General features: G+C 67.3%; 9 protein-coding genes and 1 pseudogene. 9 read left to right on the top strand and 1 reads right to left on the bottom strand.

What is annotated here, in order from left to right; genetic code table 11:
* The 3 genes from QZH52_RS35345 to QZH52_RS35335 form a co-directional block, all read left to right on the top strand.
* Positions 1–424: tyrosine-type recombinase/integrase (locus QZH52_RS35345; protein ID WP_301815977.1), on the top strand; the 424-nt coding region annotated here is incomplete at its 5' end.
* Positions 421–1,356, top strand: coding sequence for a tyrosine-type recombinase/integrase (locus QZH52_RS35340; protein WP_301815976.1), 936 nt, complete (start codon positions 421–423; stop codon positions 1,354–1,356). The genes QZH52_RS35345 and QZH52_RS35340, both read left to right, overlap by 4 nt.
* A complete protein-coding gene (locus QZH52_RS35335) occupies positions 1,349–2,461 on the top strand; it encodes a tyrosine-type recombinase/integrase (protein WP_301815975.1) in 1,113 nt (370 codons plus the stop codon). Before QZH52_RS35340 ends, QZH52_RS35335 begins: the two co-directional genes overlap by 8 nt.
* On the opposite strand, the pseudogene QZH52_RS35330 reads toward QZH52_RS35335, so the two are convergent.
* Positions 2,450–2,998: pseudogene (locus QZH52_RS35330) on the bottom strand (IS5 family transposase); the annotation flags it as partial. The gene QZH52_RS35335 and the pseudogene QZH52_RS35330 sit on opposite strands and share 12 nt — an antisense overlap.
* Positions 2,999–3,245: 247 nt before the next feature.
* On the opposite strand from QZH52_RS35330, the gene QZH52_RS35325 reads away from it, so the two are divergent.
* The 6 genes from QZH52_RS35325 to QZH52_RS35300 all read left to right on the top strand — a co-directional run bounded on the left by QZH52_RS35325 (position 3,246) and on the right by QZH52_RS35300 (position 8,504).
* Positions 3,246–4,436: a CaiB/BaiF CoA transferase family protein gene (locus QZH52_RS35325; protein ID WP_301815974.1), complete on the top strand. Its 1,191-nt coding sequence runs from the start codon at positions 3,246–3,248 to the stop codon at positions 4,434–4,436.
* A 9-nt stretch (positions 4,437–4,445) separates the two neighbouring features.
* Positions 4,446–5,474, top strand: coding sequence for an AraC family transcriptional regulator (locus tag QZH52_RS35320; RefSeq protein WP_301815973.1), 1,029 nt, complete (start codon positions 4,446–4,448; stop codon positions 5,472–5,474).
* Positions 5,475–5,567: 93 nt separating this feature from the next.
* A complete protein-coding gene (locus tag QZH52_RS35315; RefSeq protein WP_301815972.1) occupies positions 5,568–6,752 on the top strand; it encodes a lipid-transfer protein in 1,185 nt (394 codons plus the stop codon).
* Positions 6,749–7,207 (top strand): MaoC family dehydratase N-terminal domain-containing protein, encoded by a 459-nt coding sequence (locus tag QZH52_RS35310; RefSeq protein ID WP_301815971.1) that lies wholly within the window; start codon positions 6,749–6,751, stop codon positions 7,205–7,207. The genes QZH52_RS35315 and QZH52_RS35310 overlap by 4 nt, the downstream gene beginning before the upstream one ends.
* The gene (locus QZH52_RS35305) at positions 7,204–7,623 is read left to right on the top strand and encodes a MaoC family dehydratase (protein ID WP_301815970.1); all 420 of its coding nucleotides are present in this window, start codon (positions 7,204–7,206) and stop codon (positions 7,621–7,623) included. Before QZH52_RS35310 ends, QZH52_RS35305 begins: the two co-directional genes overlap by 4 nt.
* Before the next feature lie 56 nt (positions 7,624–7,679).
* A complete protein-coding gene (locus QZH52_RS35300; RefSeq protein ID WP_301815969.1) occupies positions 7,680–8,504 on the top strand; it encodes an SDR family NAD(P)-dependent oxidoreductase in 825 nt (274 codons plus the stop codon).
* The last annotated feature ends 4 nt before the right edge of the window (positions 8,505–8,508 follow it).

Genomic DNA, 8,508 nt, shown 5'->3' with positions numbered 1-8,508 from the left:
TGACATCGACTGGGAGCGCGACATCCTTCATGTCGCACGTCCCAAGCAGCGCTGCAAGCACGACTACCCGCTGGCCACCGAGGTCGGCAATGCGATTCTTCGCTACGTGCGCGAGGTGCGACCGCGTTGCGCATCGCGCAAGCTGTTCTTGACGCTCAGGGCACCGGTGGGGCCGTTGGCGCCATATAGCCTGCGCTACGCGGTGGCACCACGCATTCAGGCGCTGGAGATCCGCTGTCCTCGACAGGGACCTCATGCTTTGCGCCATGCCTGTGCAGCTCATCTTGTGGCCGAGGGCCTGTCCCTCAAGCAGATTGGCGATCATCTCGGCCACCGCAGTTCCTCTGCCACGCGCATCTACGCCAAGGTGGATCTTGTTGGCCTGCGTCAGGTTGCCGAGTTCAGTCTGGAGGGACTGCTATGACGATCGAACAAGCCGTCGCGACCTACGTGGGCTACAAGCAATCTCTGGGAATGCGCTTCGTGACCCAGGCGCGCATGCTGAGGTCATTCAGCAAGAGTATGGGCAGCCTCGAAGTCGATCGGATCCGGCCGAGGGCGGTCCGTGTCTTCCTTGATGGCAACGGGCCGATGACGCGGTCCTGGCATTGCAAGTTTGGCACCCTCACCGGCTTTTACCGCTTCTGCCTCGCCCGCGGGTACGTCCACAGCGTGCCCCTGCCCACCACGGAGCCAAGGTGTCCCCAGACGTTTATCCCCTACATCTATTCGGAGGATGAGATCAGGCGGCTCCTGCAGGCAGCCACTGGCCGTGTTTGCCGCAGAATCGATGCGCCCACCAGTCGAACTCTTCTCTTGTTGCTGTACGCAACCGGACTGCGCATCAGCGAAGCGCTGAACCTGGACCTGGCCGACGTCGACTTGGGCGACCGTGTGCTTCACGTGCGCAGGTCCAAGTTCTACAAGACACGACTCGTGCCCATAGGCACCGACCTGACGCAAGTCTTGCGCGAGTACGCGCAGCGGCGTTACAAGCGTTCGCCGCTGGATTCTGACGCGCCGTTCTTGCTGACATCTCGGGGTGAGCGAGTCTCGCGTGCGGGCGCCGAGCAGGCCTTCAGTCAGATGCGATCGCAGGCCAAGGTGTGTCGACATGATGGCGCGCGATACCAACCCCGCTTGCATGACCTACGCCATACCGCGGCCATGACGCGTCTTGTGCGGTGGTATCGCGAAGGCGTCGACGTGCAGCGCATGCTGCCGCAGCTGGCGACGTACCTGGGCCACGTGCACATCAGCGGCACGCAGTGCTACCTGAGCATGACCCCCGAGTTGCTGCAGCAGGCCAGCGCGCGCTTCGAGCAGTTCTTCCTCCGGGAGACCAGCCATGCGTGAGATCAGCACGCTCGGACCGTGGATTCGCCGATTCCTGCTGGAGCACCTGGTCAGCGAGCGGAATCTGGCTGCGAATACGCGGCGCAGCTACCGAGACACGCTGTGCCAACTGCTGCCCTTCGCGTCGGGGCGCCTGCACAAGGCCGTGGACCGACTGGCGGTGGTTGATGTGTCGCCGCAGTTGGTGCGGGAGTTCCTCAGCGATGTCGAGACTCGCCGAGGCTGTGGCATCGCCACGCGCAATCAGCGCCTGTCGGCCATTCACGCCTTGGCCCGATTCGTCGGTGAACACAGTCCCGAACACATCGCCTGGTGTGCACAGGTTCGCTGCGTGCCCTATAAGAAGGGAACCCATGCCGCAGTGCCATACCTTGGCAAGGCGGAGATCGACGCGCTGCTGGCCTGTCCGAACCGGCGCACGGAACAAGGCCGTCGAGACTACGCGCTGCTCCTATTCCTCTACAACACGGGCGCGCGCGCCAGTGAGGCATCGGAGCTGATCGTCGGGGACCTGCACCTTGATCAGGCGAGCGTCGACATTCTCGGCAAGGGGCGTAAACGTCGCCAATGCCCGTTGTGGCCAGCGACAGTGCGCGAGTTGCGCGCGCTTGTGGGTGAACGCTCCCGGCAGGAGCACGTCTTCCTCAACCGGTGTGGCCAGCCGACGACGCGGTTCGGCGTTCACGCATTGGTCGAGCGCACCGCCGCAAGAGCCAAGGACATCATGCCATCCCTCGCGACGAAAAGAGTCAGCCCGCATTCCATTCGCCACTCCACGGCCTCGCATCTGCTCAATGCGGGCGTCGACATCAACACCGTGCGAGCCTGGCTCGGACATGCTTCGCTCGACACGACGAATGTCTACGCCGAAATCGACCTCGAGGGCAAGGCGCGAGCGCTTGCAAAGTGCGAGATCTCCGCGGCGCAGAAGCCGAGCAGCAGCCGTGGCATTCCCAGCCGCACATCATGGAGTTCCTACGATCGTTGTGACCGGAATTTATGTGACGCTCAGCGACCGATGTCCCGGGGGCAGCGCCGCCGGGCGCCACATATGAATCGACACCACATTAGGCATAAGATGTGGTCGACCACATCTCATGCCTAAATACCACTGGTTGCCTTTCTTCGCTTGATGCATCTCCGGGTCGCGATCGCCTCCGGCGTTCTTGGTCGAACTCGGCGCCGAGATGAGCGTGGCGTCCACCACGGTGCCCGTGCGCAGCATCAGACCCTTGGCTTGCAGGATGTCGTTGACCACGCGAAGCATGTCAGCGGCCAGGTCGTGGGCCTCCAGCAGATGGCGAAACCGCAGAATGGTGGTCTCGTCGGGCAGGCGGCTCACGCCATCACCGAGGCCAGCAAACTCCCGGTACAGCGGCACGTCGTGCAGCGCTTCTTCCATCGCCGGATCGCTCAGACCGAACCATTGTTGAAGGTAGTGAATGCGCAGCATCGTCTCGATCGCAAACGGTGGTCGCCCGGTCTTTGCCCGCGGCGCATGCGGCTCGACGATCTGCACCAGTGCGCCCCAAGGCACCACCCGATCCATCTCGTCGAGAAACTCGCGCTTGCGCGTCTTCTTGGTGGACAGGTTCAGCCCCAAGCCGAGTTGATTTGGCGGCGTCACGCGTTTGGAAATCATGGGCTCAGATCATGCAAGGCCTGGGCCTGTTTTGCAGACCATCCCTAGACGTTTCTCCGGAATCATGCAGACGATCTGTAGCTCAAGGCCGGCAAGGGCATCCAGCGATTGCGACATTTCCTCTTGATGGGCTATAGCGCGGGTGCGCTAATCGTTGGCGCCAATCCGAATCATGCAATCGGCCATGGCCTGGGCGGCACCGGTCTGCCTAGACTCGGCTCCCTCCCACTGCAGCCACAGCGCACCCATGACGATGACGCCCGATCCGAAGCCTCCGCGCGCGACCGATTTCCCACCGCTTGCCGGCGTTCGGGTGCTCGACCTCACCCGCCTGCTGCCGGGCCCGGTGTGCACGATGCACCTGGCCGACTTGGGCGCGGACGTGATCAAGATCGAGGACACCGACGCCGGCGACTATGCCGCCCCGGCCCTGCGCGCCCTGCTGCATCGGAATAAGCGCGCGCTGAGCCTCGACCTGAAGCAGCCCGAGGGCGTGGCCGTGCTGCATGCCCTGGCGCGCAGCGCCGACGTGCTGATCGAGAGCTTCCGGCCCGGCGTCATGGACCGGCTCGGCGTCGGCTACGAAGCGCTGTCGAGCCTCAACCCGAAGCTGGTGTATTGCAGCATCACGGGCTATGGCCAGACCGGGCCCTACCGCGATGAACCGGGCCACGACCTTAACTACTGCGCGATGGCCGGCGTCAGCGACCAGGTCGGCCGCGAGGGCGACGCGCCGGCGCTGTCGAACATTCCGATGGCCGACCTGATCGGTGGCTCGCTGACCTCGGCCATGGGGCTGCTCGCGGCGCTGTTCGACGCCGGGCGCACCGGACGGGGCCGCCATGTCGACATCGCGATGGCCGACGGCATGCTCGCCCATGCCGTGGTGCCGATGGTGACCCTGGCGGCGCGCGGCCAGACCCGGCCCGCCGGCACCGACCGCCTCTCGGGCGGCCAGCCCTGCTATTCCGTCTATGCCACGCGCGATGACCGCCACCTGGCGGTCGGCGCGCTGGAGCGCAAGTTCTGGGACCGCTTCTGCGAGGTCATCGGCCGCCTCGACCTGCAGGCACGGCACCAGCCGGCCGACGCCGCCGCCTCCGACGCGCTGCGCGCCGAACTGACCGAGATCATCGGCTCGCAGACGCTGGCCCACTGGCAGCAGACCTTCGACGGGACGGGCGCCTGCGTCACGCCCGTGCTGCGGCTGGAGGAGGCCCTGCAGGACCCGCACTTCAGGGCCCGAGGCCTGGTCGCGGACGCGCCGGCCGGCGGTGGCCCCGCCACGGTGGCCTGTCCCGTGAAGATGAGCGGCTACAGCTTTTCGGTGCGGCGTCCGGCGCCGCAGGCCGGCCAGCACAACGCCGAGATCCTGGCCGAGGCGGGCTACGGCGCCGACGCCATCGCGGCGCTCGAGCGGCAAGGGGTGGTAGGGTAAAAAGCGGGCGTGACCGCCACCAGTTTCACCCACCACACCATCCCGATCCAGCAGGTCGAGCAGATCCTGTTCGGCGCCCGCGAGCGCGGAGCGGATGTGCCGTCGCTGCTGCGGCGCGCCGACATCTCGCCGGCGCTGTTCGGCTCGCCGCTCTCGCGGGTGACGCAGGGACAGTACGCGGCGCTGATCCTGGTGCTGCGGCGGGCGCTGCGCGACGAGCTTTGGGGCCTGTGCAGCCGTCCGTTGCCGCTGGGCAGCTTTGCGCAATGCTGCCAGCTGTTGCTGGCAGCGCGCACGCTCGGCGAGGCGATGCAGGTCGGCCTGCGCTACTACCGCCTGCTGCTCGCCGACTTCGTGCCGCGCCTGCACGTGGACCAGGGCATCGCCTGCCTGCGGCTGGTGCCGCGCGCGGCGCCCGACCCGCTGCTGGGCTATGCCGAGCGCGTCTTCTGCTTCATGGCCTATGGCCTGGTCTCGTGGCTGGTGGCGCGCAGCGTGCCGCTGCTGGGGGTGGACTATCCCACCCCGCGCCATGGCCTGCACTCCGACGCCGTCACGCTGTTCAGGGCGCCGGTGCACGAGGGCGCGATCTGCACCGGCTGGCGCTTCGACGCCCGCTGGCTCGACTTGCCGGTGGTGCAGAACGAACAGAGCCTGCGCGAGTTCCTGCGCCAGGCACCGGTCAGCCTGCTGGTGAAATACCGCGACAACACCAGCGTGACCGAACGCATCCGGCGCATCCTGCGCCGCCGCCTGGCCGGCGAGTTGCCCTCGCTCGAGGACATCGGCCACCAGCTGGCGATGACGTCGCAGACCCTGCGGCGCCGGCTGCGCGACGAGGGCCAGGGCTTCCGCGGCATCAAGGACGACCTGCGGCGCGATGCCGCGATCGAATACCTGGCGCGGCCCGAACTCACGCTGCCCGAGATCGCGAGCCAGCTCGGCTTCTCGGAGGCCAGCACTTTCCATCGCGCCTTCAAGCACTGGACCGGCGTCGCGCCGGGCGAGTACCGGCAGACGCGGCTGCGCGAACGCTGACCGTTTCAGCCAATCAACTTGGTCGGGCGCGCCATTGGAAGCGTCCACGCCTTGATCGATCCTTGGGTCCTGCATTTACAAGGAAAGCTCGAGATGAAACGCAAAGTTCTGGTGGCCGGCGTCGGCATGATTCCCTTCAGCAAGCCCGGCAAGAGCGAGTCCTACACCGTGATGGGCGAACGCGCCGCGCGGCTGGCGCTCGAGGACGCGCGCGTGCCCTACGGCGACGTCGAGCAGGCCTACGTGAGCTACGTCTACGGCGACTCCACCGCGGGCCAGGCCGCGATCTACCGGGTCGGGCTCAGCGGCGTGCCGGTGTTCAACCTCAACAACAACTGCTCCAGCGGCTCGAGCGCGCTGTTCCTGGCGCGCCAGGCGGTCGAAAGCGGGATGGTCGAATGCGCGATCGCGCTCGGCTTCGAGCAGATGGTGCCGGGCGCGCTCAAGGGCGCCTACGAAGACCGTCCCTCGCCGATGGCGCGCTTCGCCGACACGATGACCACGCTGCAGGGCTACGAGCCGAGCTCGCCGCGCGCGGCGCAGTTCTTCGGCGGCGCCGGCCGCGACTACATGAAGCAGCACGGCATCCGGCCCGACACCTTCGCCCGCATCTCGGTGAAGGCGCGCCAGCATGCGGCGCGCAATCCGATGGCGGTGTTCCGCGACACCGTGACGCTCGACGAGGTCATGGCTTCGCCGAAGGTGTTCGATCCGCTGACCCGGCTGCAGTGCTGCCCGCCGACCTGCGGCGCGGCCGCGGCGATCCTGTGCTCGGAGGACTTCGCGCGCCGCCACGGGCTGGACACGCGGGTCTGGATCGCGGCCCAGGCCATGACCACCGACACGCCCAGCACCTTCGACAGCGGCGACATGCGCCGGGTCGTCGGCTACGACATGACGCGGGCCGCGGCGCGGCAGGTCTACGAAGCGGCCGGCATCGGCCCGGAGGACATCGACGTGGTCGAGCTGCACGACTGCTTCACCGCCAACGAACTCATCACCTACGAAGGCCTGGGCCTGACGCCCGAGGGCACGGCCGAGAAGTTCATCCTCGAAGGCGACAACACCTATGGCGGCCGGGTCGTGACCAATCCCTCGGGCGGGCTGCTCTCCAAGGGCCATCCGCTGGGCGCGACAGGGCTGGCCCAATGCGCCGAACTGACCTGGCAGCTGCGCGGCCAGGCCGACCAGCGCCAGGTCGAGGGCGCGCGCCTGGCGCTGCAGCACAACCTCGGACTGGGCGGCGCCTGCGTGGTCACGCTGTATCAAGCGCAATGATCGACCGCCGTCACATCGGCCACGTGCTGCCGCCCTTCGGCGTGCCCGTGGAGGCCGGCCGCCTGCGCTTCTTCGCCAAGGCCATCGGACAGACCGACCCCGTCTACACCGACGAAGCGGCTGCGCGCGAGGCCGGTCATGCCGGCCTGCCGGTGCCGCCGACATTCCTGTTCTGCCTCGAGATGGACGGCCCGAACCCGGCCGCCGTGCGCGAACTGCTGGGCCTGGACTACCGCCGGCTGCTGCACGGCGAGCAGCAGTTCACCTACCACGCGCCCGCGCATGCCGGCGACCTGCTGCGCTTCGAGCAGCGCATCGAGGACATCTACGACAAGAAGGGCGGCGCCCTGGAATTCGTGGTGCGCCGCACCCGTGTGAGCAACCAGCACGGCGCGCTGGTGGCCGAGCTGCGGTCGGTCACCGTGGTGCGCAATGCCCGAGGAGACACCGAATGAACGAACTGGACTACGACGCGCTGCAGGTCGGTGACGCGCTGCCCGCCTTCGAGACCGGGCCGATCTCGCGCCTCGCGCTGGCGCTGTACTGCGGCGCCTCGGGCGACCACAACCCGATCCACGTCGACACCGACTTCGCCCATGCCGCCGGCCAGAAGGACGTGTTCGCGCACGGCATGCTGTCGATGGCCTACGTCGGCCGGCTGCTGACCCACTGGGTGCCGCAGCAGGCCCTGCGTGAATTCGGCGTGCGCTTCGTCGCCATCACGCAGGTCGGCGACCGGGTGCGCTGCCGCGGCACGGTGGTCGAGAAGCTGACGGTCGACGGCGAGCGCCGCGTGCGGCTCGCGCTCGAGACCGTCGACCAGAACGGGCAGGCCAAGCTGGCCGGCGACGCGGTCGTCGCGCTGCGCTGAGGCCCCCGTCCACCCCCTTTTTCCAGAAAACGGCACAGAAGATCGGAGACCCTGAAATGAAGAAATTGCAGAACAAGGTGGCACTGGTGTCGGGCTCGGGCCGCGGCATCGGCCGCGAGATCGCGCTCAAGCTGGCCAGCGATGGCGCCCGCATCGTGGTGAACGACCTCGACCCCGCGCCGGCCAACGAGGTGGTGGCGGCGGTGCGCGCCGCCGGCGGCGAGGCGGTAGCCTGCATCGGCAGCGTTACGCAGGCGGATTTCGGGCCGCGCTTCGTCGCCACCGCGCTGGAGAGCTTCGGTGGCGTCGACATCATCGTCAACAACGCCGGCTTCACCTGGGACAACGTGATCCAGAAGATGAGCGACGAGCAGTGGGAGGACATCCTCGCGGTGCACCTGACCGCGCCCTTCCGCATCCTGCGTGCGGCGGCCGGCTTCATCCGCGAATCGGCCAAGAAGGAAGCCGAGGCCGGCACGCCGGTGTTCCGCAAGGTGGTCAACATCTCGTCGACCTCGGGCGTCTACGGCAACGCGGGCCAGGCCAACTATGCCGCCGCCAAGGCCGGCATCAACGGCCTCACGCGGGCGCTGGCCAAGGAATGGGGCCGTTACAAGGTCAACGTCAACAGCGTCGCCTTCGGACTCATCAAGACCCGACTGACCGAGGCCGACGCGCAGGCCGATGCCAGCATCGACATCGAGGGCCGCCGCATCAAGGTCGGCGTCAACCCGCAGATTCTCAAGAACGCCGAGTCGCTGATCCCGCTGGGCCGCGGCGGCACGTCGGAAGAAGCGGCGGGAGCGGTCTACATGTTCTGCATCCCCGAGTCGAACTACGTCAGCGGCCAGGTGCTGATCTGCGGCGGCGGTCGTCCCTGAGGCC

The organism is Variovorax ginsengisoli (assembly GCF_030486595.1).
GTDB lineage: Bacteria > Pseudomonadota > Gammaproteobacteria > Burkholderiales > Burkholderiaceae_C > Variovorax > Variovorax ginsengisoli_B.
The sequence above is the reverse complement of the archived record's forward strand: the minus strand, read 5'-3'. Positions and strand labels throughout refer to the sequence as shown.

What these genes read in the sequence shown, in the direction of transcription:
- QZH52_RS35310 (WP_301815971.1), top strand. Translation starts at nt 6,749, where the DNA reads ATGATCGACCGCCGTCACATCGGCCACGTGCTGCCGCCCTTCGGCGTG.
- QZH52_RS35340 (WP_301815976.1), top strand. Translation starts at nt 421, where the DNA reads ATGACGATCGAACAAGCCGTCGCGACCTACGTGGGCTACAAGCAATCT.
- QZH52_RS35300 (WP_301815969.1), top strand. Translation starts at nt 7,680, where the DNA reads ATGAAGAAATTGCAGAACAAGGTGGCACTGGTGTCGGGCTCGGGCCGC.
- QZH52_RS35315 (WP_301815972.1), top strand. Translation starts at nt 5,568, where the DNA reads ATGAAACGCAAAGTTCTGGTGGCCGGCGTCGGCATGATTCCCTTCAGC.
- QZH52_RS35305 (WP_301815970.1), top strand. Translation starts at nt 7,204, where the DNA reads ATGAACGAACTGGACTACGACGCGCTGCAGGTCGGTGACGCGCTGCCC.
- QZH52_RS35325 (WP_301815974.1), top strand. Translation starts at nt 3,246, where the DNA reads ATGACGATGACGCCCGATCCGAAGCCTCCGCGCGCGACCGATTTCCCA.
- QZH52_RS35335 (WP_301815975.1), top strand. Translation starts at nt 1,349, where the DNA reads ATGCGTGAGATCAGCACGCTCGGACCGTGGATTCGCCGATTCCTGCTG.